This is a genomic window from Micromonospora sp. B006, assembly GCF_003408515.1.
Classification (GTDB): domain Bacteria; phylum Actinomycetota; class Actinomycetes; order Mycobacteriales; family Micromonosporaceae; genus Micromonospora; species Micromonospora echinospora_A.
Window position 1 is genome coordinate 3059879 of record NZ_CP030865.1, and the last position, 23736, is coordinate 3083614.

Sequence of the window (23736 nt, forward strand, 5' to 3'; positions counted from 1 at the left end):
CCGCAGCCGCAGCACTGCCGAGGCGACAGACCGGGCGGGCTGCCCGGTCAGCGATTGCCGGGTGACACCAGGCCGGACTCGTAGGCGAACACCACCAGCTGGGCGCGGTCGCGGGCCTGCAGCTTGGTCATGGCGCGGTTGACGTGGGTCTTCGCGGTCAGCGGGCTGATCACCATGCGATCGGCGATCTCGTCGTTGGACAGGCCCCGGGCGGCCAGGGCGACCGCCTCGCGTTCCCGGTTGGTCAGCTCCTCCATGCCGGGCGTGACGTCCGCGCAGAGCGGCTCCGACACGTACCTGTTGATCAGCATCCGGGTGATCGACGGCGCGAGCAGCGCGTCACCGCGCGCGGCGACCCGCACGGCGTGCAGCAGGTCGTCCGGCTCGATGTCCTTGACCAGGAAGCCGGTGGCGCCGGCGCGCAGCGCGTGGAAGACGTACTCGTCGAGGCCGTAGTTGGTGAGGATGACGACGCGTACCCCGGCCAGCGCCGGATCCGCGACGATCTGCCGGGTCGTCTCGACGCCGTCCATGACCGGCATCTGGATGTCGATCAGGGCGAGATCGGGCAGGTGCTGCCGGGCCAGCGCCAGGCCCTCCCGGCCGTTCCCGCCCTCGGCCACCACCTCGATGTCGTCCTCGGCGTCGAGGAGCGCGCGGAACCCGCTGCGCAGCAGCGGCTGGTCGTCGAGCAGCATGATCCTGATCATGGGACGCGCACCACCGGGAGTTCGGCCTGGACGGTGAAGCCTCCGCCGGTGCGGGGTTCCGCCCGCAGCCGGCCGCCCAGCGCGAGGACGCGCTCGTGCATCCCCAGCAGCCCGACGCCGGGCACCGGGGCGGCGCCCGGCCGGGCCGTCCCGTCGTCGTCGATCCGGATGCTCAGCGCGTCCGGGCGGTAGTCGATCCGGACCGCGGCGGCCGCGGCGGAGGCGTGCCGGGCGGTGTTGGTGAGCGACTCCTGCACGATCCGGTACGCGGTGCGGCCCACCGCCTCCGGCACGTCCCGCTGGTCGCCCTCGATGGTCAGCGTGGTGGCCAGGCCGATCTTCTCGGCCCCGGCCAGCAGCTCCGGGAGGTGGTCGAGCCCGTGCGACGGGGACTTGGTCAGGTCACGCAGCGTCTCCAGGGTCGCGCGCAGCTCGCGAGTCGCCGCCCGGCCGGCCTCCTGGATCGCCAGCAGCGACTCCGGCACCTGCTCGCCCCGCTTGCGGGCCAGGTGGACCGCCACCTCCGCCTGCACCTTGATGATCGAGATCTGGTGGGTGAGCGAGTCGTGCAGCTCCCGTGCGATGTGCAGCCGCTCCTGGGTGGCGCGCAGCCGGGCGGTCTCCTCGCGGGTCCGTTCCGCCTCGTCCGCTCGCCGTTCGGCCTGCCGCAGCGCCTCACCGGCCGCCGCCGCGGCGATCAGCCAGGCCAGTTCCAGCACGCCCCGCGACTGCGCGAGCGCCTCCTTGAGGGCGCCGTCCGCGGGCGAGACCATGATCGCCAGCGGCAGGACGACGAGCAGGGCGGCGCTCGCCCCGAGCGTGACGAGCCGGTGCCCGGCCCGGACCGCCGCGTAGACCGCGAACAGGTACGCGATGGCGGGCACCCCGAAGCCGATCGCGTTGTAGCCCACCACGCACAGCCCGGTGGCGACCAGCACGGCGATCGGGGCCCGACGACTGGCGGCCAGCGCCAGGCCGCTCGCCGCCACCAGCGCGAAGCCGAGCAGACCGAGGCCCTCGGGGGCAGGATGGTCACCGGCCAGCGCGCTGATCATCAGCACCGCCGCCACAGCCAACGCGACGACCCAGTTCTTCACCCGGGCCCACACACTGGACAGTCCAGTCGTCATGTTCGCACTTTAGCGGAGCGCGCCAGTGTTGAACCCGAGCGAACAGGCATTGATCCCGGTTCCGCCGCCCGGGCGGCGGAACCGGCCGCTGTTCAAATGAAGTTCACCGCGCCCGGCTTCCATTTGTAGTGCGACTCGAGTTTGTAGTACTCCCCCTTGGGGGTCAGCGCCACGCCGTAGACGAACTTCCGGTCCCCGCCGCCGTACGGAACGCTTTTCACGAACTTCTCGATCTCCGGTTCCACGGGTACCGGAAGCGTGGTCAGGTCCGTGGTCGCCGCGGCGTAGCAGATCCGCTCGATCTCCGGGGAGTCCCAGCCCAGCGTGACGTAGAGCCCGAACGCCCCGGTGCCGAGCCGGAGCATCTGCTCGCTCGGCTCGGCCATCCCGGTCCGGCGCAGCGTCGACCGGATGGTCTCCGGCTCGAAGCACTCACGCGGCACGTCGTTGAAGTAGACGTTCACGGTCCGGGCCGGGTAGTCGAATCCCAGCACGCCGACCCGGTCGTCGAGGCCGTGCCGGGTGAAGAAGTCGGCGTTCGCGGCGAGGCTGCGGGGCATCGCCGGAATGCCGGCGAGCGACGTGGCCACCTGCAGCTCGTCCGGGGCGAAGGCCGCGTAGATCTTCTTGAAGCCGCCGACCACCCCGAAGTCGATGCCGTGGCTCTCCACCGGGCAGCGCCGGTGGACCTCGGAGAGCAGCGCGCCGACGGGGTGGTCCGTGCGCGGGGTGAGGCCCCGGGCGAGCGCCGAGGCGTACGGGTCCCGGTCGTCCGGATGCGTCCGGAACCGGCAGTCCAGCTCGCCCGCGTGACGCAGCGCGGTCGCCACCCGGAAGGCGACCACCGCCTCGGGATGGGCGAACGCGTCGCCGTACGCGGACAGGATGGGCCAGACCCGGTCGCGCGAACACGGCACGTCCAGTTGCCGGGCCGATTCCTCGATGGTCGAGTAGAGCTCGGCCACCTCGGGAGTTCCGGACATCGATCCTCCAAGCATGGTTCGTTCGGTCAGGGCGGCCGGCGTGGCCGGTCCTATCGCGGCTCGTAGACGCGCTTGTGACCGGAGAGCCCGGCCAGCCGGTACGGCCCGGTGGTCACCTCCGGCGCCGGATAGTCGCCGCCGTCGACCGGGAAGGCGTGCTCGTGCAACTCCCGGTACGTCGCGTAGTCGATCTCCTGCCGCCGGTCGATCGCCGCGCGGTGCTGGTCGGGTCGCGTGTGCGCGCGGTACCCGGGCACGACAGTGCCGGCGAAGAACTCGGCGACGCTGCCGGACCCGTAGCTGAGGAAGCCGACGGTCCGGCCGGTCAGGTCGTCGGCGGTGTCGAGCAGTGCCGCGAGCCCGAGATACATCGACGCCGTGTAGCTGTTGCCGATCTCGGCGTTGTACGCGGTGGTGTGCCCGATGGCCCCGGCCACCAGCGCGTCGTCGACGTCGCGCCCGCAGTAGTTGAGCAGGTGCCGGTGCGCCTTGTCGGCCATCCTCGGGAACGGCTGGTGGTAGCAGAACGCGCCGAACTCGTCCAGGGTGCGACCGCCGCGCTCGGTGTAGTCCTTCCACGAGCCCTCCAGCGCCTGCAGGTAGGCGGAGATGGACTCGTGCCCGTCGACCAGGGCGGTGGTGCGGTAGTTCGGCCGCCAGAAGTCCATGACGTCGGCGGTGAACATGCCCGACGGGTCCTCGACGCGTACCAGCGCCGGGTCCGCGCCGACGAGCATGGCGACCGCCGCGGCGCCCTGGGTCGCCTCGCCGGGCTCACCCAGCGCGTACTTCGACACGTCGCTGGCGATCACCAGGACCTGCTGCGACGGGTCACGGTGCACCAGGCCGATGGCGAACTGCAGTCCCGCCGTACCGCCGTAGCAGGCCTGCTTCAGCTCGACCACCCGGGTGGCCGAGGGGAGGCCGAGCAGGGAGTGGACGTGTATCCCGGCCGCCTTCGCCTGGTCGACCGACGACTCCGTGGCGAACACGACGGTCCGGATCCGGTCGGTGCCGTGGCGGGCGACCACCGGCGCGGCGGCGGCAGCAGCCATCGTCACGATGTCCTCGTCCGGGGCGGGCACGCTCATCGCCCGCAGCCCGATGCCACGGTGGTACTTGGCCACGTCGGCGCCGTTGCTCGCGGCCAGGGTCTCGTGTGTCAGCACGTGATGCGCCGTCGCGGCGGACAGGTCGTGGATGCCGACGGCGGGTCTCTCGGCCATCGTCAGGCTCCGATCTTCGTGGTCTCGGTCGGGCGTTCGAGCCGGACGTGCGCCCGCATCAGCTCGCCCGGGTTGGTCTGCGCGGCGAGCAGGGACAGCTCGCCGCAGAGCACCGTCGCGGCCGCGATGACCGCGAGCCGCCGGGCGTTCTCGCCCGGATCACGCGAGGCGCGGCAGCCGAGCCGCTCCAGGTTCTCCTCGACGAAGCCGAGCCCCTTGCCGTTGCCGACGGTGCCCACGATCAGGTTGGGCAGCGTGCAGGAGAAGTAGAGGTCGCCGTCGCGGTCCTCGGCGACCGTCACGCCCTGGGAGCCCTCGACGATGTTCGCGGCGTCCTGACCCGTGGCCAGGTAGAACCCGAGCAGCATGTTCGCGTAGTGGGCGTTGGCCGAGCGGATACCGCCGGCGAGCAACGTGCCGATCATGTTCTTGTGCACGTTCAGCTGGGCGATCGCCGCCGCCGTCGTGTGCAGGCTGTCGTGGACGATCTCCCGCGGCACGACCAGCTCGGTGACCACGTTCTTGCCCCGGCCGAGAATGCCGTTTATCGCGGTGGCCTTCTTGTCGGTGCAGTAGTTGCCCGAGATCGAGCCGTACGAGATGCCCGGAATGGTGTCCAGGATGTGCTTCAGCAGCGCGTCGGCGGCCAGCGTCGCCATGTTGTGCCCGGACGCGTCGCCGGTGGTGAAACTGAACCGCAGGAACAGCAGGTTCGCGGTGATCTCGTGGTGGAACCCGATCAGCTCGACGAACCTGCCGCAGGTGCGCACGATGTCACGCAGTTCGTCGAACCGCGCGTCGACCTCAAGCGAGGCCAGGTAGGCGGTCTGCGCGTCCTTGGCGCGCACGAACACCGAGCGGGTCATGCGCTCGTCGACGAGCGTGGCGACGATGCCCGCCTCGACCATCCGGGAGATCTTCGCGCCCCGGCCGACGGACGGCCAGAGCGGCGACTCGTACGTGGCGAGCGGAACCTCCGTCTCGATCTGCGCCACGTTTCCCGAGATCCGCACGGGACCTACCCATTTCATGGGCACACCGGCGATCGCGTCGTTCATCGAATGCCTCCGATCATCTCGTGGGTGGCGCCGGAACGGGTGGCGAGGCGGTGGGTGTCGATGCCCCGGGCCGCGCAGAACGCGCTCAGCCGACCCTGGATCAGCAGGTCGCAGCGGGTCAGGTCGGCCGGGGTCCGCGCGCCCAGGGCGGTCATCAGGGCTTCGATCTGGTCGAGCCAGGTGGACAGCAGCGACAGCAGCGCCGGCACGCCGCCGTCCAGGAGCGTGCGCAGGAACAGTCCGGACACCCCGGCCGCGCCGGCGCCGAGCGCCAGCCCGCGGACCACGTCGAGCGGGTTGCGGATGCCGCCGGAGGCCAGCACGGGCAGGTCCACGCCCTGGGCGTCCAGCAGGCAGGCGGGTGTCGACTGTCCCCACCCGTCGAGGAAGGAGTAGTCGGCGGCGTCCCGCCGGTCGTTCTCGATGCGCGCGAAGTTCGTGCCGCCGCGGCCGGCGACGTCGGCCACCCGGACGCCCATGTCCCGCAGCCGCAGCAGCGTTTCGCGGCTGAGCCCGAAGCCGACCTCCTTGACGATCACCGGCACACCGACGCCGGCGACGATCTGTTCGATCCGCGGCCCCCAGGCGGCGAACGACCGGTCCCCCTCCGGCATCACCGTCTCCTGGATGGTGTTCAGGTGGATCTGCAGCGCGTCGGCCCGCATCAGGTCGACAGCCCGCCGGGCCCGTTCGACGGAGGCGGTGGCGTTGACGTTGGCCATGATGAACCCGTCGGGGTTCTCCCGGCGCATCACGCTGAAACTCTCGGCCACCGACTCGTCGGCGAAGTAGGCGCTCATCGACCCGGTGGCGATCGGTACGCCGGTCTCCCGGGCCGCGATCGCCAGGTCCCGGTTGATCAGGCCGGTCTTGGTGCTGCCGCCGGTCATCGCGTTGATGCACAGCGGCACCGGCCAGTCGATGCCGCCGAACGACGTGGCCAGCGAGACGTCGGACCGGTCGATGCCGGCCAGGGCGTGGTGCACGAAGGACACGTCGTCGAACTCGTGGTGACCGCCGAGCCGGCCCTGCTGCTCGGCGGCGAGCCGGACGTGGTCGTCCTTGCGGTTGGCGATCATCGCGCGCTCCCGTTCGTCTGATGGACCTGGATCGGCATGGGGAGCACCCCGGCGGCGGCCCACTGCTCGCGCAGCCGCGCGGTCCGCGTCGCGGCGGTGGCGTCCAGCAACGCGATGCCGCAGTCCCCGCCACCGGCGCCGGACGGTTTGGCCGCGCCGCCGACGGTCTCGGCGGCGTCGCACAGCGCCGTCAGCCGGGGGGTGAAGATCCCGAGCCGGACCTCGTCGTCCAGCTCGGCAAGCACGTGCCGGGCCCGCCGGACCTGGTGCAGCAGTTCCTGGTCGTCGCCCCGCTCCAGCGCGTCGATGGCGGTACGCACACACTCCTGGCTACGGCTGGTGAAGCTCCACCGCGCCGGGCTGCCCCGCCACCGGGAGGCGGCCAGCCGCCCGGTCAACGAGCTGCTGCTCGCCGGCTCGCCGGTCCAGCCCACCTCCAGCGCGAGGCCACGCGGTGGTGGCAGCCGCCGGACCCGCAGGCCCGGCCAGGGCGCGCGCATCGTCTCCTCGACGCCGCGCCGCCGCGCCGTCTCGCGCACGGCCGCGCGGTCGGGCGCCTGGTAGGCGATCCAGCCGCCCCAGACGCTCGCGGCCAGATCACCGCCGGAGGCGTCGGCGCCGTCACGCACCGTCGCCAGCATCGCCAGCCGGAACCGCGATTCGAGCGACAGCTCCACCCCGTGGTACGCGGCCACTGCGGTCACCGTGGCGACTGTCACCGCCCCGCTCGACCCGAGGCCGAACTTCGTGCCGTCGCGGTGCAGCCGGCTGGTGATCGCCACCCGCATGGGCAGCGGGCGCAGCCCTCGTCCGGTCAGGAGTTCGCCGACCACCTCGATCGCCGAGACCACGGCGCCGAGGGCGTCGGGCGCCGGCTGCCCGTCGCCCGCGCCGACGAGCCGGCCGTCCTGCCACCGCAGGCACGCCTGCTCCGGGCAGAGGTCGGAGTCGACAACGAGGTGGGCGTCGGCGCCGGAGACGGTGACGTCCACTCCCCTGTCGACCGCCACCAGCAGCGCCGGGTGGCCCGGCTCCAGCACCGCGTACTCACCGGCGACGAACAGCTTGCCCGGCGCGTGGCGGCGCACGGCGCCCGGGCCGGTCACGGCCGGCTGCCCGGGTCCGGCCGGGCCGCCGGCCCCGGTCCGGCGACGACCACGGCGCAGCTCGGCGCGGCGTCGCGCAGGGTGTCGGCGACCCGGTCGGCGTCCGCGCGGCGGCAGAGCACCTTGACGTTCGGTCCCGCGTCCATCGTGGCGTAGGCGGAGACGCCGTCGGCGCGCAGGCGCAGCACGCTGTCGAGCACGGCGACAGTGACCGGCGCCAGGTAGCGCACCGCCGGCCGGGCGGCCAGCATGGTGGCGTGCATGCCGAGGGCGTTGCGTTCGGCGATCTCGCCGACCGCGTCCAGGTCTCCCTGGAGCAGCGCGGCCCGCATCTCGGCCAGGTCGGCGCGGCCGGAGGCGACCCACGACTGATAGAGCGGGGAGGTCCGGACGGTTCGCCGCATCCCCTCGCGGCTCGACACCGCCTTCGGCCCGGCGTCGACGATCGCGATCACCAGCGCGACGTCGAGGGGCGCGACGGGCACCGGCTCGGCGTAGGAGCCGAGGTCCGCGGCGGTCCCGGCGCCGGGGCCTGCGTGGCACATCGCGAAGCCGCCGAAGACCGACCGGGAGGCCGACACGGATCCCCGCCGGGCCAGGCGGGACAGCGCGGTGGTGTCCAGGTCGAGGCCGTACGCGGCGGCGCCGGCGAGGGCGAGGGCGGCGAATCCGCTCGCCGAGGACGCCAGGCCGGCGCCGGTGGGCACGGAGTTGCGGGTGTCGACGCAGGCCCGTTCCGTGCGCCCGGCCAGCTTGCGTACCAGGTCCAGGAAGGTGACGACGCGCTGTCGCCGTTCGCCGTCGGCGGGCGAGCCGTCGAGGACGACCTCGTCGGCCGCCGCGCCGCTGTCGATCCGGACGGTGGTGGTGGTCGGGAAGACGTCGAGCGTCATCGACAGGCTGTCGGCGTACGGGATCATCAGCTGCTCGTCGCGCTTGCCCCAGTACTTGATCAGCGCGATGTTCGGATGGGCCACGGCGGTCGCGGGCCGGTCGAGCGCCGGCTCGGACGGCTCCGCCCGGTGGTCAGTCGTCATGGCCGGTGAACCTCCCCATCGGGACGGTCCAGGTGCGGACGGCGCCGGCCTGCTGGACGCTCCGCACCACCGCCGCGGATTCCTGGCGGTCCCGGGCCAGTGCGATCATGCAGCCGCCCAGGCCACCGCCGCTGATCTTGGCGCCCGGGCTGCCCGCCGCGAGCGCGGCGTCGACCATCCGGTCGATCCGTTCGGTGCTGATGCCGACCTCGCGCAACAGCCGGTGGTTCTCGGTCAGCCGCGCGCCGAAGTCGGCGACCCGGCCCTGGAGCAGGTCGTGCGCCGCCGCCTCGGTCAGGCTGGTCACCCGGCTGACGAACTCGTCGCGCGTGCGCGGGGAGCGCTCGAAGGCACCCCGCAGCAGCTCCACCGCGTCCCGGGTGCTGCCGCTGACGCCGCTGTCGGCGATGACGAGCACCGCGTCGAAGCCGGCCGGGCCCGACCCTCGCGCGGCACGCGCGGCGCCCGCCATGGCGACCGGCAGTTCCCGGCCCACGCCGTTGCGGAAGATCAGCGGCGCGGTCGCACCGGTGGCCAGGGCGTCGATGCCGCTGGCCCGGCCGTGCGCCACGTTCTCCGAGGTCTGCACCAGATCGAACACCGTGGCGGCGTCGAGGCGGCGGTCGAACGCGTCCGCGAGGGCCAGCACCGCGGCGCGGGCGCAGGCGGCGCTCGACCCGAGCCCCCGGCCCTGCGGGATGGCGCAGTCCACGAGCACGTCGACGCGCATCGGCTCGGTGACGGCGGCCCGCTGCCGGAACTCCGTCACCAGATGTTGCAGGCCGTCGGTCGGAAGCGACGTCACCTCCGGGCTCTCCAGCCCGGCGATGGCGAAGGAGACCTCGTCGCCGCCGTCGCCGCCGGCCCGCCGCGCCTTGGCCACGGCGGTCAGTTGCGGCACCGGGACGGCGAGCGCCGGAGCGCCGTACACGACGGCGTGTTCGCCCAGCAGGATGGCCTTGCCGTGGGCGCGGCCGGTGCCGAGGCGGCCCGGCCCGTCACCCCGGCCGTCGAGAACGCCGCGGGCGACGACGGTCACCGGTTCCGTGGACATCACTGGGCCCGCTGGGTGGCCTTGATCGCCATGTCGGCGAGCTGATGCTTCGCGGGGGCGGTGGCGCTGCTCGCCTCCAGCGCGGCCAGCGCCCGGTCGGTGCGCTGCGAGATCTGCCGCTCGATCTCCTCGACCGCGCCGACGTCGCGGAAGATGGCGCGGATGCGGGCGATCTCCTCGTCCGCGAGGTCCGTGCCGACCTTCGCCCGCAGGTAGGCCGCCGCGTCCGGGTCCCGTTCGTCGGCGCGCTTGAGCGCCGTGGCGAGCAGGACCGTCCGCTTGCCCTCCCGCAGGTCGTCGCCGGACGGCTTGCCCGTCACCACCGGGTCGCCGAACACGCCGAGCAGGTCGTCGCGCAGCTGGAAGGCAATACCCACGTCGGCGCCGAAGGCGCGGTAGGCCGCGAAGAGGTCGTCGTCCGCGCCGGCGATCGCCGCGCCGAACTGCAGTGGCCGCTCCACCGTGTACGACGCGGTCTTGTACTGGTTGATGCGCAGCGCCGCGTCGACGTCCTCGCTCCGGCTCACCTGGCTGATCAGATCGAGCAGCTGGCCGTACATGACCTCGGAGCGCACCGCCGACCACACCGGCGAGACCCGCACGTGCGCGTCGGCCGGCAGGCCGGAGGCGCGGACCAGGACGTCGGCCCAGATCAGGACGAGGTCTCCGATCAGGATGGCGGTGCCGGTGCCGAACGTTCCCGGGTCACCGGAGAAGCGCCGCGCCCGATGCCGTTCGGCGTACGCGACGTGCGCGGCGGGATGGCCGCGGCGGGTCTGCGACGCGTCGATGATGTCGTCGTGGATGAGGCCGGACGCGTGCAGCAGCTCGAACCCGGCGCAGGCGTTCAGCACCGCGGTCGCCACCGGGTCCTCCGGGTCGCCGCCGGCGCCGATCCAGCCCAGCCAGGCGAAGGCGGGCCGGATGCGCTTGCCGCCCCGCAGGACGTAGCTCTCCAGCTCGGCGACCAGGGCCGCGAAGTCGTCGCCGAGCTCGCGTGCCTCGGCGCGGCGCTCGGCGAAGAAGTCGCGCAGCGCGGCGTCGACGGGCGCCGAGTCGGTGACCGTCCCGAGATATCCGACGGTCATGCCCGCGTCTCCCGATCAAGACGGCGGTCACCATTACACTCACGCATCTCGGACTCCCCTGGATTCGCTGGACCAGTCGCGTCGAGCGGCGATTAGTCGATTCCGTTCCGGACGTTTTGCGCCGGCGCGGAAACGACGCCGATCTCCCCATCGGCGTCGCCATTTCGTCCGCGCCGGCACGCCGAGCCCGGCATGGCCTGACAGTAATCGCGGCCTGACACCCTGCCCACTACTCACGCGAGTAGTGCGCGCTGCCAGCGACGTCGCCGACGAACGGCCGCAGATCCCGTATAACTGAGTAGCCCGCCCCGATCCGGCGTTCAACTGTCCAGAACGGACGGTCGAACGCGGTGGGACATCGGCTCGCGGCGCACGTCGGACGATTCAGCAGAGGAAAACGGGATGGTCATCATGAATCGCATGGCGGGGCGCGGGCAGGAATTGTCCTCATTGGGGGAACTGCTCGACGCCACCATGCGGGGATCCGGGGGCTGCGTCGTCGTCGACGGGCCGTTCGGCATCGGCAAGACCCACCTGCTGAAGGTCACCGGCCTGGAGGCGGCGGCCCGCGGGCTGACAGTGGTGGCCGGGCGGGCAAGCGTCACGGATCAGCCGGTGCCCGTACACCTGCTCGTCAACTTCCTGCGCCACGCGATGCCCGGCGAAGCGGCGGTCGAGCAGCTCGCCCTGCCGGGCGCCAACCCGTTCTGGCTGATCGACCGGGTCGGCGATCTGGTCGAGGTCGCGGCGCGCCGGCGCCCGCTCGTGGTCGCCCTGGACGACGCCCAGCGCATCGACGACGTCAGCGCCCTGGCCCTGCGCGGGCTCGTGCCGCGCCTGGCGTCCTCGCCGGTGCTCTGGCTGCTGGCCCGCCGGCCGGTCGCCGCCGGGTCGATCGCTCAGCACGCCGTCGACTGGCTGGCCGAGCACGTCGCGGTACGGGTACGGCTGCGCGAGCCGGGCGAGGAGGCGGTGGCCGACCTGTGCGCCGGCATCCTCGGCGCCCGGCCGGACGCCTCCGTCCTGCGCTGGGCGGCCCGCTGCGGCGGCAACCCGAAGGTGATGGAGATCGTCTTCAGCGCGTTCATCAAGGCCGGCCAGATGATCATCGTGGACGGGGCGGCGTCGGTGGTGTCCGACGAGCTGCCCGACGGTGTCCTCGCCGCCGTTCGCGGGCTGCTGGAGGAGCTGCCGCCCCCGCTGCGGCGCCTGCTCGCGGCCGGCGGCCGGCTCGGCCACACGTTTCCCGTCGACCGGGTGACGGGCCTGCTGGACGGCTCGGCCGCCGACGTGTCCGCCGCGATCGACGAGGCGGTGCGGGTCGGGCTGATACGACGCGACGGCGCGGAGCTGACCTTCGCCCACCCGGTGCTCGGAGAGGCGCTTCGCCACGCCGCGTACCCGGAACCGGAGCGTGCCGAGCCCGGATCCGCGCCGGCACCGGCGGCGGGCGACCCGGTCCGGCGCGGGCGGCCCGATCCGCGGCCCGGGACGCCCCACTCCCCCGCCGGCGTACGCGTCACGCGCTCCGCGCCGGACGCGGCCACGCCCGCCGCGACGGCGGGGCCGCGCTCGGGCCGGTGCGGGTGCGACGACGTGGCGGCAGCCGCCGTGTCCCACCTGGAGAACGGATCCGCCGAGGCGCCACGAGCACTGGCCCGTGCGCTGCGCCTGCTGGCCGGGGCGGGGCGGGCCGCCGAGGCCGGCCGCCTCGCGGAGGTGATGCTCCGCCGCGACCTCGCGGCGGACGTCGAGGCGCAGCTCGTGCTCGAACTGGGACACGGGATGCGGGCCGCCGGCAGCCACCGCCTGGCGGCCGGCTTCCTGCGCCGGACGCAGGCCCGCCACGACGTGTGCGAGCTGGACCGCGCCAAGCTGGACCGGGCGCTCGCGGACACCACGAAGCACCTGGGCGGTGCCTCCTCCGCCGAGCTGGAGCCCCGGCACCAGTCCCCGGGCTGCGCGCCCGGCCGGCGGCCGCTGTGGACCTGGCTGGTCCGGGCGCTGGGCGCGGCCGATCAGCTCGACGAGGCGCAGGCGGTGCTGGACACCGTACGACCGCTGGCGCAGGAGCCCAGTCACACCGGCTCGGAGTCGCTCTGGCGCGGCCACCGGGCCGAGCTGCTGGCAGCGGCCGGACGGCTGGACGAGGCACGCGCCGAGGCGGAGGCGGCGCTGCGAGCCGCCGACCACTCCCGGCCGGGCGACTGCGTGCCGGCGCGCCTGGTCCTGGCCCACCTCGGCGTGCACCACGGTGACCTCGCCACGGCCAGCGACCAGTTGCGGGCGGCCGAGCGGCTGGCCTCCGCCGACGACTCGGCGCGGATGGACTGGGCGCTGGCCCGGTTCCACGCTGCCAGCGGCCGTCCGGCGATGATGGTGCAGACGCTGATCAACGTCGCCGGACAGGTCGCACCCGATCCGCTGCTGTTCACCGAGGCGCCGGCCGCTGCGGCGACGCTCGTACGCCAGGCCCGCCGGGCGGGGCTCGACGCGGAGGCCGAGCGCGCCGTGGAGGTCGCCCGGCGCGTCGCCCGCGGCAACCCGTTCGTCCAGTCGCTGGCGGCGGCGGCGGAACACGCCGCGGGTCTCCTGCGCGACGATCCGGCGGCGCTGCTGCGGGCCGCGGATCTGCACCGGCTCGCCGGCCGTACGCTCGCGGCGGCCGGCGCGGTGGAGGACGCGGCCCGCAGCACCCGGGACCGGGCCGAGGCCACCCGTCTGCTCGAGGCCGCGACGGACGGCTACCGGGAGTGCGGCGCGCGACGCGACCTGGAGCGCGTGGAGGCCGAGCTGCGTGGCCTGCCGGCTCACAACGTCCGCCCGCTGGTCCCCGACCGGCCCCGGTCGGGGTGGGAGAGCCTGACCAGCGCGGAGCTGCGGGTCGTGCGGGCCATCGTGGACGGGATGACCAACCGCGAGGCGGCGAGTTCGCTGTTCCTGTCCCCGCACACCGTCGACAGTCACCTGCGGCGCGTCTTCTCCAAGCTCGACATCAACAGCCGGGTGGAACTGACCCGCTGCTTCATCGCGCACGAGGCGGTCCGGCCGGCGCTGGCCACCACACGCCAGCCGGCGTCCGCCGGCTGAACCGGCCGGCGTACGCCGGGGCGCGGTTCAGCCGGCGGACGCCGGGAATGCGGTTCAGCTGGCCTTGCCGGTCATGGATCCGGCGCCCCAGTCCTGGTCGCCGCTCATGGAGTAGATCGCCGCCCGGCCGGAGTACGTGGCCGCGGCGTGCGCCAGCTCGGCCCGGGTGTTGAAACCCAGTTTCCGGTAGATCTTCCGCAGGTGGTAGTTGACGGTGTGCGCGGACAGGTGGACCTGCTTGGCGATCTGCCGGTTCGTCAGACCCACGCTCACCAGGTAGGCGATCCGCTGCTCCATGTCGGACAGGGTCGACCAACAGCTCGCCGGCGGGGTGGCGGCCTCCTCGGCGCGGGCCGGCGTCGCCGGCCGTCCCCCCGCCTGGGCCTGCGCGGCGTAGAGCTTGGCGAGTTCCTCGGTGGCCAGCGCCACCGAGATCGGGTCCCGTGACTGCACGATGATGAGCGCCAGGGCGGCCGGAGCGCTGTTCGCCAGCGCGTGGGCGTGCATGGCGGTGAGGCTGACGACCTGGATCCTGGGGTTGTCCGCGGCGAGCCCGTTGACCGTGTCGAGGACGCGGCGTTCGAGGTCACGGTCGTCCACGTCGCGGGCGAGCAGGACCAGGAAGGCGGCGGCGCTCGGCACCTCGACGTAGAGGCGGCGCTGCGTGGGCAGGCGGTGGTGCTTGCCCGCGAGCAGCTGGGCGGCGGCCCGCGGGCCTTCCTGCTTGACCGTGATCAGCACTTCCGCCCACGAGTACTGCACCGAGTCGAGGACCACGTGGCGGTCCGCGTCCCGCTGCCCCCGCCTGAGGTACTCGATCGCGGCGGGCAGGTCCCCCATGTAGAAGGAGGCGGTGCTGAGCACCGCGTAGGCGAGAGGCCGCAGCATCGGCACCGCGTCCCCCTCCACGGCGGTGGTGGCCAGCGCCGCCTCCCGACGCGCCTCCCCGATCCGCCCCGCCTGGAGCAGCAACCGGGACCGCATCACCGCCGTCGCGGCCGTCCAGATCGGCGCGGGCAGTCCGCGCAGGCCCGCTTCCGCCTCGTTGATCAACGCCTCGGCCTCGTCGAACTCGCGGAGGTTCGCGAGTTTCCCGGCGAGCGCGAGCTGGGCGTGCAGACGCCACACCGGTTCGGCCTCCGCGCCCGCCCGCACCGCCGCCCGTCCCAGCTTCAGGCCCTCCGCCAGCTTTCCCGCCGACCACAGCCCGGTGGACCGGGCGGTCAGCGCCATCGCCAGTGCGGCGTCACCGGACTCGGCGTCGCGTTCGCGCAGGATCGCCTCGGTCATCGGGCCGCCGCCCTCCCCGCCGAGCAGCAGATCGGCCAGCACCAGACACGCCTCCGCGTCACGCCGGGCAGCGAGCGACGCGGCCGGGCCGGCGAGAACCGCCTCGGCGACGCGAATGCCGGCCTTCGCGTTCCCGTTCATTATCAGGCGGTGCGCCCGGGAACAGGATCCGGTGGCGTCCTCCCCGGTCGCGCTCACCGGCGCGGTAGGCGCCGCGTCCAACCGGCGATTCTGGTCGGCCGCCGGGCGCCGTCGCCCGGAAAGGCTCATCGCCTCACGTCGTAAGGCGTCGCGGGCGGGCCCGGGAATGGACTCGATGATGCCGCGCAGCAGGAAGTCGCTCTGAAAGGCGAGTTGATGCTCGGCGGCGACGACGAAGCCCGATGCGATCGCCTCGTCCACCGGCGGGAGCAGGGCCGCCGACGATCGGCCCAGCATTCTCGAAACGTCCTCCAGCATGAAGGATCTGCCCAATGCCGCGGCAACCTTCAAGAACTGCTGGCAGCCGGCGCTGACATCATTCAATCGACGCATGACAAAACTCAGCACGCGCCGGGGAATTCGCCGGGACACCAATTCCGCCCGACCGTTTGTCTCCCGAATCAATCCCTCTTCGGCGAGCCCGCGCGCGAGTTCGGCGACCAGGTGCGGATTTCCGCCGGCACCACCCGCGAAGTCAATCAGCTCGCGGTGCACGTCGACCCCGAGGATCTCGCGCAGGACCTGCTCGTCGTTCCCCCCGCCCCATGGCTGGGACGCCGGCCCCCCGGCGGCCCACCCCGGATTTCGTGCCGCGTCTGTCGCCCGGTTCTCCCCCGGCCGTCCCGTTGTCATAATCCCCCCGGAATATGCGCACACAGCTCAAGAAAAGCCTGGACTCGGCGGTGACGCTACCCCACAGCAACAACATTTGCCATCGATCACCGTCGTCGCTCATCATAGCTATCCGGCAGGCCCGGGCGCAGCCGTCATATATCAGGCAGCATCCCGCTGATATCGGACTTAACTAAACAATGCCACGATTGGCAGAACCCTCTCGCATGACCGAAATAGCCCTCGCCGGTAACCACCGCGGCCGACGGCCCGAGCGCCCGGAAGCCGCTCTGAACAGGTGAAACATGCTACGGCCGGGCCGCGACGCCGCACCGAGCGGTCCGAGCCCGACCGGCCCCGCAGCCACGTCGGCGGGCGGCGGGCGACCGCGCCGCTCTGCCGACAGAGAAAGCGCAGGATACGGCGCTGACCGGATACCGACAGGTGTACTGCAAATGGAGTACCGCAACCGTGGTACTAGCGACCAGGAAGTGCCTGCATCCGTACGGCGACACAGAAGTGCCTGTTCACGACCATTAGGTAGAGCGCTTATTGACTTGAGGAGAAGATGATGCCTACCGAGACTCCCCGCACAGACGGAGCTCTGGCGGGATTGGCGCGGTTCTGTTACCGGCGTCGTCGACTGGTGCTCCTGACCTGGATCGTCGGCGTCATCGCGCTGGCGTTCCTGGGCTTCCGCTACGGCGCCGCCCCGGACAACGTCTACTCCGGCGGAGACTCCCATTCGGCACGAGCCCAGGCCCTGATCGAGAAGCACTTCCCCGAGCAGCGGGGGGACACCCTCACCCTGGCCATCAAGGCCGAGCGGGGGATCGACGACCCGGCGGCCCGGCAGAAGATCGAGAAGGTCATCTCCGATCTGGACGCCTCACCGGTGACCGGGCCGATCGTGTCGCCGTACGACGACCGCAACCTGGTCACCTCCGACCGCCGCATCGCCCGGACGACGATCCCGCTGACCTCGATGGACGTGGAGAAGGCCGAGGCCAAGCCGCTCGTCGACACGGTCAAGGACGCCTCCGGCGACGGCGTGACGCTGGGGCTGGGCGGCGAGCGGGCGGAGAAGGCGGAGACGCCCCCGCAGGGCCCGGCCGAGGCGGTCGGCGTGGTGACCGCCGCGGTGATCCTGTTCCTCGCCTTCGGCTCGCTCGTGGCGATGGGCCTGCCGATCGTGACCGCGTTGCTGGCGGTGCTCGGCGGGGTCGCGCTGATGAAGCTCGTCGGGCACCTGGTCCCCTCGCCGGACTTCACGGTGCTCATCGCCGTGCTGATCGGCCTCGGTGTCGGCATCGACTACGCGTTGTTCATCCTGACCCGCTACAAGGACAGCCTGGTGGAGGGGGACGATCCGGAGAGCGCCACGGTCAAGGCCATCACCACTGCCGGTCATGCCGTCCTCTTCGCGGGCACCACCGTGATGATCGCGCTGCTGGGCCTGATCGCCATGGGCCAGAAGATGATGAACGGCGTCGCGCTCGGGGCGTCGGCGACAGTGCTGGTGACGATGATCGCCGCGGTCACGCTGATGCCGGCCTTCCTGGGCTTCGCCGGTTACAAGATCCAGGGCCTGCGCGTGCCGCGCCGGGGACCCCTTCGCCAGACCGACGCCGACTCGCCGAAGCAGGAGCGCCGCACGCTCGCCGAGCGCTGGGCCGGCGTCGTCCAGCGCCGCCCGGTCACCGCCGCGCTCCTGGCCACCGGGGTCCTGCTGGTGCTGACCGCGCCGCTGCTGTCGATGCGGCTGAGCCTGCCCGACGCCAGCGTCCAGCCCCGTGACCGGAGCAGCTACACCTCGTACGAGATCCTGTCCGAGGGCTTCGGTCCCGGCTACGGCGCTCCCCTGATCTTCGCCGCGGAGGTCGGCGACGGGAACAGCGACCTCGGTCCGGTCGTCGCCGCGGTGAGCGGCACCGAGGGCGTCGCGTACGCCACGCCGCCCCGGATCAGCCAGGACGGGCAGGCCGCCGTCTTCATGGCCTTCCCTCGTACCGGCGCCCAGGACGAGGCCACCGCGGACCTGGTGCACAAGTTGCGCGACGACGTGCTGCCCGCGGCCTCCGGGGGCCGCGAGGTCTATCTCGGCGGCCCGAACGCCGGCGCGATCGACCTCGCGGAGGAGACCAGCTCGCGGCTGCCCGTGATGATCACCGTGGTCATCCTGCTGTCCCTGCTGCTGCTTGTCGTGCTGGTGCGGTCGGTCACGATCGCGCTGCAGGCGGCGGTGATGAACCTGCTGTCCATCGGCGCCTCCTTCGGTGTGCTGGTGGCGATCGTGCAGTGGGGCTGGCTCGGGTCCGCCCTCGGCTTCCCCACCTCGATGCCGATCACGACATGGGTGCCGATGATGATGTTCCCGCTGCTGTTCGGCCTCTCCATGGACTACGAGGTCTTCCTGATCTCACGGATCCGCGAGGAGTACGAGCGCACCGGCGACACCCGCCAGGCCGTGACCCGTGGTCTGGCCCGGACCGCCAAGGTGATCACGGCGGCCGCCGCCATCATGATCGCCGTCTTCACCACCGGCATGCTCGGTCCCGACGTCTCGGTCAAGCAGGTCGGCCTGGGCATGGCCGTGGCGGTGTTCGTCGACGCCACCATCGTCCGGATGATCCTCGTCCCGGCGGTGATGGAGCTGTGCGGCAACGCCAACTGGTGGATGCCCGGACGCCGGGCGAAGACGACCCCGGTTCCCCCGGCCGGGGTCGAGGAAGCGGCCCGGATCTGAGCCCCTTCCCCCAAAGAGTGCGGGGAACCCCTGGACGGGTTCCCCGCACTCGCTGTCGTCCGGAACCGACGTAGGGTCACGCCATGCCCGAGCTGTTTCCTCCCCTCCTGGTCGCCCCGATGGCCGGAGGTCCGTCGAACCCGGCGCTGGTCACGGCCGCCGCCCGGGCCGGCTCGATCGGCTTCCTCGCCGCCGGCTACCAGTCCCCCGAGGCCGTCGAACACGAGGTACGCGCCATGCGCGCGGCCGGCGTGCCGTACGGGCTCAACATCTTCGTGCCGACCCCGGCCGAGCCGGACCCGGCCCCGGTGGAGGCGTACCGCCGGTTGCTGCTGCCGGAGGCGCAGCGATACGGGGTGGACCTGCCGCCGCCGCGCCCGCACGACGACGACCACTTCGCCGCGAAGGTGGACGTGGCGGTGGCGTACGCGGTCCCGCTCGTGAGCTTCGCGTTCGGCGTACCGCCCGCGGGTGTGGTGCGGGCGCTGCGCGACGCCGGATGCCACGTCCTGATCAGCGTCACCTCGGCCGACGAGGGCCGCCGGGCGGTCGCCGCCGGCCCGGACGCGCTCGTCGCGCAGGCGGGCACGGCGGGCGGGCACGCGTCGACCACCGATCCGGCCGGCTACCGGCCGCGCGGCGAGGCGCAGGAGCTGCTCGCCGCCGTACGGGCGGTCACGGATCTGCCGGTCGTCGTGGCCGGCGGAACGTCGTCCGCCGAGGATGTCGCGCGGCTGCGCGCGGCCGGCGCGGCTGCGGTCCAGAGCGGCACCGCGTTCCTGCTCGCCGACGAGGCCGGCACCCGGCCGGCGCAACGCGCCGCGATGCTCTCCGGCGACTTCCGCCGGACCGTGGTCACCCGGGCGTTCACCGGTCATCCGGCGCGGGCCCTGCGCAACCGCTTCACCGACGCCTACTCCGAGGCGGCGCCGGTCGCCTATCCGGCGGTGCACCACCTGACCGCGCCGATCCGGGCCGCGGCGGCGCGTCAGGGCGACGCCGAGGCGCTGAACCTGTGGGCCGGGACCGGTTTCGCGTCCGCCGTGCCGGGGCCGGCCGCCGACATCGTGGCCCGGCTGACGGGCTGACCGTCCGAACCGGGCCCGCGGACGGGCCAGCCTGGCGCGGTCGCTCCCCTCGGCGGGCCGGCTCCACCTGGTCTGCCCGAGGGGAGCCGGCCCGCCGGTCACCGGCGCCACTGCGGCCCGGTGTCGACAGTCGTCAGGGTGCGGTGGGCCCGGCGGTGCCCAGGCCGGCGGGGTTGCTGATGACGCAGCGCCAGGCGCCGTCCGCGCCGCGCCGGAGCACGTCGACGGCGGTGCCCTCGATCCGTAGCGGGGTGCCGTCCGGCCCGGTTCCCTCGTGGACGTAGTCGTTGATCACCAGAGCGATGTCGCCGGTGACGTACTGGTGGCGGACGGCGGCCTTGATCGGCAGGAAGTGCTGCTCCTCCCGGCTGCGCGCACGCCTCTCGTCGCCGGTCAGGACCGTGCCGGGGGCGAGGATCAGCAGGGCGTCCGGCTCGTAGAGCCGCTCGAGCTGGTCGAGGTCGCGGTTGTTGAACGCGCGCTCGAACAGGGGCAGGAGCGCGGCGGGGTCGGTGGGTGCGGCGGGCGTTTCCTCGGAAGCGTTCGACATGGGCGCAGCACACCCGGATCAGGACGGACCGGTCAACGGCGACGAGCCGGTTCTGTCAGGTCGCGGGCCCGGCGGACGCCGAGGTGACTAACTAAGATCCGCGCCATTTGCCGTGCGGGTCGCGGCCGACAGGATGCCCGTAGATGGTCCATGCGATGCCCAGGCGCATCGACTCGTGAGGAGCGTTCCTGTGATCAAGGTGGCAATCATCTTCCACTCCCGCAGCGGGAATACCTACCAGATGGCCGTTGCCGCCGCGGCGGCGGCGGTGAAGGCCGGCGCGGAGGCGCAGCTCTACAAGGTGCCCGACCTGCCCAGTCCGATGGTGCTCGACCACAAGGCGTACGCCGAGCTCAACGCCGAGACCGCCGACGTTCCGGTGGCCACGCTCGCGGACCTGGTCGCGGCGGACGCCATCATGATCGGCACTCCGGTGCACTACGGGCTGCCGGCTCCGCAGATCCTCGACTTCATCGACCACTCCGGACCGGTCGCGATCCCGGGCGACCTGGCGAACAAGGTGGTGTCGGTGTTCGCGTCCGGCTCGATGCCGCACGCCGGTCAGCAGGCGGCCATCCTGGCGCTGCACAACTGCATCTGCCACTGGGGTTCGCTGATCGTCCCGAACGGCTCCAGCGTGGAGGTGCTCGGCCTGCCGAACAACGGCGCGCCGTACGGCACGTGCAGCGTCTCCCGGCACGAGGCGAACAACGTCCACGAGGACAACCTCGCCGCCCTCGAGTACCAGGCGCTGCGGCTGGTCGAGGTGGCCACCGCGTACAAGATCGGCCGCGAGCAGACCACGTCGGCGATCAAGTACGTGGACCGCCGGCTGCTGGCGGAGAAGTTCGGCCTCTGACTCCGCCGTGAACCGGCCCGCCCGGCGCGGGCCGGTTCGGCGTGTCCGGGGTCAGGTGGCGCCGACTCCCGCGCGGGCGGTCAGACCGTCCAGCACGTACGCCAGCCCGAGCGTGAAGTTCGTGTCCCAGTCGTCGTCAAGCAGGTGCCGCTGCGCGGCCAGGGTGGGATAGCGGGAGCTGTGCCGCTCCAGCATCCGCTGGCCCTCCCGGCGCTCCTCCGCCGACCACCGCAGCGTCGCCTGGCTGGCCGCGGAGCCCTGGACGTGGCTGTAGAGCACCCAGCTCGCCGCGGTGACGTCCCGCGAGGCGAACCCGGCGCGGGTCAGGGTGGCCTGGAGGAACTCCATCCAGGACAGGAAGCCGGGGCCGACAGCGGGACGCCGGCGCATCACCGCCGACCACGGGTGCCGCAGCAGCGCGGCACGCCGCTCGCTCAGCAGCGTCGTGACGTCCGCCCGCCAGTCGTCGCCTGGCGGCGGTGGCGGCGTGGCGGCGAACACCGCGTCGACCGCGAGGTCGATCACGTCCTCCTTGGTGTCCACGTGCCAGTACAGCGTGGTGGTGCCGACGCCCAGGCGGTCGGCGAGGCGGCGCATGGTGAGCTGCCCGACGTCGTTCTCGTCCAGCAGCTCGACCGCGGCGGCGGTGATGCGTTCGAGGGTCAGCGGCGGATCGGGCCGCCCGGCGGACGTGGTCCGCAGCCACAGACTCCGGCTCCGCTCCGCCATCCCGTCACCGCCTTGCCCGAAATCTGCCTGTTCCGCCCGTGAGCGTAGTACATTGGACGGGCACTGGAACGTTGTTCGAGTGCTGGACCATCGTTCGACCCTCGCGCCGGCGAAGAGGTGAAGCCAGATGAAACTCGTGGTGTTCGGCGCGAACGGGCCCACCGGCCGGCTGGCCACGGAGATGGCGATGACCCGGGGCCACGTCGTCACGGCCGTGACCCGACGTCCGGAGTCCTTCCCGCTGCGGGGCGAGAGCCTGCGGGTGGTGGGGGCGGACGTGCTGGACGCCGCGGCTGTCGATGCCGCCGTCGCCGGTCAGGACGCGGTGATCTCCACGCTGGGTGTGCCGTACACGAAGGAGACCGTGCGGGTCTACTCGCAGGGCGCCGCCAACATGATCGCCGCGATGCGGGTCCACGGCCTGCGCCGTCTGGTCTGCGTGACGTCGACCGGCACCAGCGGTGAGCACGCCGAGGGCGAGACGTTCACCTTCAAGAAGATCATCGCGCCGATCCTGCTGAAGATGGGACGCACCGTCTACGACGACATGGCGCGGATGGAGAAGGTGGTGGCGGACAGCGGTCTGGACTGGACCGTCGTCCGCCCGGCCGGCCTCTTCGACGGTGACGGCGTCACCGACTACCGGGCCGAGCCGCGCCGGCTCCCCGGCCGGTTCACCTCCCGCACCGACCTGGCCGACCTGCTCGTCCGGGAAGCGACCGAGGACCTCCACGTCGGCCAGTTCATCGACGTGGTCACCACCACCGGCGCGCCGACCTTCGCGCAGATGTTCATCCGGGAGGCGCTGCACATCGGCAAGTGAAGGGCGCCCGCCACGCGGGCCGCCCACCGACCTGCGCCTCGGCCAACCACTGTGGCCCCGAGGGCGGTGCCGGCAGCACCTCGACCATCCTCGCCGCGGGTTCCAAGCTCGTTTGCATTCGCCGCCGCGCCGCGAGGAGGCAGGATGCTGCTGGACGAGGACCTGACGGATCTGTGTGACGACATTCTGGCCGGGCTGCCCCGCAGTGATCAGCGACGGCGCGGCCGGGAGTACGTCCGCGGGCTCCTGCTGGCCCGGGGACGCAAGTCGATCCGCAACATCGCCGCGACCTCCACGGAACCCGCCGCGGAGCAGGCGCTGCACCATTTCGTCAGCGACTCGACCTGGGACTGGATGCCGGTCCGGCGGGCGCTCGCCCGGCACGTCACCCGGCTCTGCGGGGCACGGACCTGGGTGCTGCACCCGACTCTGATCCGCAAGGCCGGAACGCACTCGGTAGGTGTCGGCCGCCGGTACTCGCCGGGCCTGGGACAGTCCCTGAACGCGCAGCACGCGGTGGGTCTCTGGGCGGCCTCGGCGAACGTCGTCACCCCGGTCAACTGGCGGCTGCACCTCAACGAGGACTGGTTGTCCGACGAGAAGCGCCGGCGCCGCGCGGCCATCCCGGACGACGCGGTCACCCAGTCGCTCGGGGCCTGCACGGTCGAGACGTACCTGGAGCTGGGGGCGCCGGCCGGCGAGCTGGTCGTGGTGGACGCGCGGGAGATGGACGTCGAGGCGGTGGTCCGCCGGCTGCGGGCCGCCGGAGCGCCGGTGCTGATCCGGGTGCCCGCCGGCCTGCGGCTCGTCCCGGCCACGGGTACGGCGGCCGAGCCGGCCGGTGACCTGGCGGCGACCGCGCGGCACCAGCGCCGGCCGGTCTTCGGACTCACGGCGAGGCCGCCGGTGCTGGCCGGCACCGTAGCGGTGCGGCTGCCAAGCACCCGCAGCCACGATCCCCTGCTGCTGGTGGAGTTGAGCGCGCCGGGCCGCCGCGAGCCCCGCCAGTTGTGGCTGACCAGCCGTGGCGACATCGGCCTCGCCGACCTGGTCCGCCGGACGGCGCTCGTCCGCCGGGTCACCGACGACCTGGAGGCCACCGGTGACCAGGTGGGTCTGCGCGACTTCACCGGCCGCTCATATCGGGGCTGGCATCGCCATGTGACGCTGGCGTCGGCGGCGCACACGGTGCTCGCGATGCACAGCCGGCCGGAGCCGGCACTGCGACGCACCTCCTGACGCGGGCGGGTGCCGGTGACCGTGGGCCACCGGCGCCC

At 72.7% G+C, this 23736-nt stretch carries 19 protein-coding genes; 6 read left to right on the forward strand and 13 right to left on the reverse strand.

Annotation, left to right across the window (positions count from 1 at the left end; all coding sequences use genetic code 11):
* Positions 1-47 precede the first annotated feature (47 nt).
* The 10 genes from MicB006_RS14475 to MicB006_RS14520 form a co-directional block, all read right to left on the reverse strand.
* A complete protein-coding gene (locus tag MicB006_RS14475; protein ID WP_073827932.1) occupies positions 48-710 on the reverse strand; it encodes a response regulator transcription factor in 663 nt (220 codons plus the stop codon).
* Positions 707-1840: a sensor histidine kinase gene (locus tag MicB006_RS14480; RefSeq protein ID WP_073827931.1), complete on the reverse strand. Its 1134-nt coding sequence runs from the start codon at positions 1838-1840 to the stop codon at positions 707-709. Before MicB006_RS14480 ends, MicB006_RS14475 begins: the two co-directional genes overlap by 4 nt.
* 92 nt (positions 1841-1932) lie before the next feature.
* On the reverse strand, positions 1933-2823 hold the full coding sequence (locus tag MicB006_RS14485) for an aromatic prenyltransferase (protein WP_116506731.1): 891 nt from the start codon (positions 2821-2823) through the stop codon (positions 1933-1935).
* Positions 2824-2873: 50 nt separating this feature from the next.
* Positions 2874-4049 carry a hydroxymethylglutaryl-CoA synthase gene (locus tag MicB006_RS14490; RefSeq protein ID WP_116506732.1) on the reverse strand — a complete coding sequence of 392 codons (1176 nt, stop codon included), beginning with the start codon at positions 4047-4049 and terminating at the stop codon, positions 2874-2876.
* 2 nt (positions 4050-4051) lie between these two features.
* Entirely contained in the window at positions 4052-5107 is a 1056-nt protein-coding gene (locus MicB006_RS14495; RefSeq protein WP_116506734.1) for a hydroxymethylglutaryl-CoA reductase, read from the reverse strand.
* The gene (fni, locus tag MicB006_RS14500) at positions 5104-6186 is read right to left on the reverse strand and encodes a type 2 isopentenyl-diphosphate Delta-isomerase (protein ID WP_116506736.1); all 1083 of its coding nucleotides are present in this window, start codon (positions 6184-6186) and stop codon (positions 5104-5106) included. Before fni ends, MicB006_RS14495 begins: the two co-directional genes overlap by 4 nt.
* Positions 6183-7292: a phosphomevalonate kinase gene (locus MicB006_RS14505; RefSeq protein ID WP_116506738.1), complete on the reverse strand. Its 1110-nt coding sequence runs from the start codon at positions 7290-7292 to the stop codon at positions 6183-6185. The genes fni and MicB006_RS14505 overlap by 4 nt, the downstream gene beginning before the upstream one ends.
* A complete protein-coding gene (gene mvaD / locus MicB006_RS14510; RefSeq protein ID WP_116506740.1) occupies positions 7289-8329 on the reverse strand; it encodes a diphosphomevalonate decarboxylase in 1041 nt (346 codons plus the stop codon). Before mvaD ends, MicB006_RS14505 begins: the two co-directional genes overlap by 4 nt.
* On the reverse strand, positions 8319-9383 hold the full coding sequence (mvk, locus tag MicB006_RS14515) for a mevalonate kinase (RefSeq protein ID WP_116506742.1): 1065 nt from the start codon (positions 9381-9383) through the stop codon (positions 8319-8321). The genes mvaD and mvk overlap by 11 nt, the downstream gene beginning before the upstream one ends.
* Positions 9383-10471, reverse strand: a complete 1089-nt coding sequence (locus MicB006_RS14520; protein WP_116506744.1) for a polyprenyl synthetase family protein — start codon at positions 10469-10471, stop codon at positions 9383-9385. Before MicB006_RS14520 ends, mvk begins: the two co-directional genes overlap by 1 nt.
* A gap of 420 nt (positions 10472-10891) precedes the next feature.
* Here MicB006_RS14520 and MicB006_RS14525 point away from each other — a divergent pair, with 420 nt between their 5' ends.
* Positions 10892-13561: a LuxR family transcriptional regulator gene (locus tag MicB006_RS14525; RefSeq protein ID WP_225980753.1), complete on the forward strand. Its 2670-nt coding sequence runs from the start codon at positions 10892-10894 to the stop codon at positions 13559-13561.
* A 54-nt stretch (positions 13562-13615) separates the two neighbouring features.
* On the opposite strand, the gene MicB006_RS14530 is transcribed toward MicB006_RS14525, so the two are convergent.
* A complete protein-coding gene (locus tag MicB006_RS14530; protein ID WP_152037838.1) occupies positions 13616-15310 on the reverse strand; it encodes a LuxR C-terminal-related transcriptional regulator in 1695 nt (564 codons plus the stop codon).
* A gap of 1000 nt (positions 15311-16310) precedes the next feature.
* On the opposite strand from MicB006_RS14530, the gene MicB006_RS14535 reads away from it, so the two are divergent.
* Both MicB006_RS14535 and MicB006_RS14540 read left to right on the forward strand, forming a co-directional pair.
* The gene (locus MicB006_RS14535) at positions 16311-18410 is read left to right on the forward strand and encodes an MMPL family transporter (RefSeq protein ID WP_225980754.1); all 2100 of its coding nucleotides are present in this window, start codon (positions 16311-16313) and stop codon (positions 18408-18410) included.
* An 83-nt stretch (positions 18411-18493) separates the two neighbouring features.
* Positions 18494-19498: a nitronate monooxygenase gene (locus MicB006_RS14540; protein WP_116506749.1), complete on the forward strand. Its 1005-nt coding sequence runs from the start codon at positions 18494-18496 to the stop codon at positions 19496-19498.
* 133 nt (positions 19499-19631) lie between these two features.
* Here the strand turns inward: MicB006_RS14540 and MicB006_RS14545 are convergent, their stop codons facing one another.
* On the reverse strand, positions 19632-20048 hold the full coding sequence (locus tag MicB006_RS14545; protein ID WP_116506751.1) for a DUF4440 domain-containing protein: 417 nt from the start codon (positions 20046-20048) through the stop codon (positions 19632-19634).
* A gap of 190 nt (positions 20049-20238) precedes the next feature.
* Between MicB006_RS14545 and MicB006_RS14550 the strand changes: the two genes are divergently transcribed.
* Entirely contained in the window at positions 20239-20907 is a 669-nt protein-coding gene (locus tag MicB006_RS14550) for an NAD(P)H-dependent oxidoreductase (RefSeq protein WP_073827920.1), read from the forward strand.
* 51 nt (positions 20908-20958) lie between these two features.
* On the opposite strand, the gene MicB006_RS14555 is transcribed toward MicB006_RS14550, so the two are convergent.
* The gene (locus MicB006_RS14555; RefSeq protein WP_073827919.1) at positions 20959-21636 is read right to left on the reverse strand and encodes a TetR/AcrR family transcriptional regulator C-terminal domain-containing protein; all 678 of its coding nucleotides are present in this window, start codon (positions 21634-21636) and stop codon (positions 20959-20961) included.
* Between the two features lie 127 nt (positions 21637-21763).
* On the opposite strand from MicB006_RS14555, the gene MicB006_RS14560 reads away from it, so the two are divergent.
* Positions 21764-22459 carry an NAD(P)-dependent oxidoreductase gene (locus MicB006_RS14560; protein WP_116506752.1) on the forward strand — a complete coding sequence of 232 codons (696 nt, stop codon included), beginning with the start codon at positions 21764-21766 and terminating at the stop codon, positions 22457-22459.
* Positions 22460-22603: 144 nt separating this feature from the next.
* A complete protein-coding gene (locus MicB006_RS14565; protein WP_116506754.1) occupies positions 22604-23698 on the forward strand; it encodes a transposase in 1095 nt (364 codons plus the stop codon).
* Positions 23699-23736: the final 38 nt, after the last annotated feature.

What these genes read in the sequence shown, in the direction of transcription:
- MicB006_RS14495 (WP_116506734.1), bottom strand. Translation starts at nt 5,107, where the DNA reads ATGAACGACGCGATCGCCGGTGTGCCCATGAAATGGGTAGGTCCCGTG.
- MicB006_RS14520 (WP_116506744.1), bottom strand. Translation starts at nt 10,471, where the DNA reads ATGACCGTCGGATATCTCGGGACGGTCACCGACTCGGCGCCCGTCGAC.
- MicB006_RS14485 (WP_116506731.1), bottom strand. Translation starts at nt 2,823, where the DNA reads ATGTCCGGAACTCCCGAGGTGGCCGAGCTCTACTCGACCATCGAGGAA.
- fni (WP_116506736.1), bottom strand. Translation starts at nt 6,186, where the DNA reads ATGATCGCCAACCGCAAGGACGACCACGTCCGGCTCGCCGCCGAGCAG.
- MicB006_RS14530 (WP_152037838.1), bottom strand. Translation starts at nt 15,310, where the DNA reads ATGCTGGAGGACGTTTCGAGAATGCTGGGCCGATCGTCGGCGGCCCTG.
- MicB006_RS14525 (WP_225980753.1), top strand. Translation starts at nt 10,892, where the DNA reads ATGGCGGGGCGCGGGCAGGAATTGTCCTCATTGGGGGAACTGCTCGAC.
- MicB006_RS14490 (WP_116506732.1), bottom strand. Translation starts at nt 4,049, where the DNA reads ATGGCCGAGAGACCCGCCGTCGGCATCCACGACCTGTCCGCCGCGACG.
- MicB006_RS14475 (WP_073827932.1), bottom strand. Translation starts at nt 710, where the DNA reads ATGATCAGGATCATGCTGCTCGACGACCAGCCGCTGCTGCGCAGCGGG.
- MicB006_RS14560 (WP_116506752.1), top strand. Translation starts at nt 21,764, where the DNA reads ATGAAACTCGTGGTGTTCGGCGCGAACGGGCCCACCGGCCGGCTGGCC.
- MicB006_RS14565 (WP_116506754.1), top strand. Translation starts at nt 22,604, where the DNA reads ATGCTGCTGGACGAGGACCTGACGGATCTGTGTGACGACATTCTGGCC.
- MicB006_RS14545 (WP_116506751.1), bottom strand. Translation starts at nt 20,048, where the DNA reads ATGTCGAACGCTTCCGAGGAAACGCCCGCCGCACCCACCGACCCCGCC.
- mvaD (WP_116506740.1), bottom strand. Translation starts at nt 8,329, where the DNA reads ATGACGACTGACCACCGGGCGGAGCCGTCCGAGCCGGCGCTCGACCGG.
- mvk (WP_116506742.1), bottom strand. Translation starts at nt 9,383, where the DNA reads ATGTCCACGGAACCGGTGACCGTCGTCGCCCGCGGCGTTCTCGACGGC.
- MicB006_RS14555 (WP_073827919.1), bottom strand. Translation starts at nt 21,636, where the DNA reads ATGGCGGAGCGGAGCCGGAGTCTGTGGCTGCGGACCACGTCCGCCGGG.
- MicB006_RS14540 (WP_116506749.1), top strand. Translation starts at nt 18,494, where the DNA reads ATGCCCGAGCTGTTTCCTCCCCTCCTGGTCGCCCCGATGGCCGGAGGT.
- MicB006_RS14480 (WP_073827931.1), bottom strand. Translation starts at nt 1,840, where the DNA reads ATGACGACTGGACTGTCCAGTGTGTGGGCCCGGGTGAAGAACTGGGTC.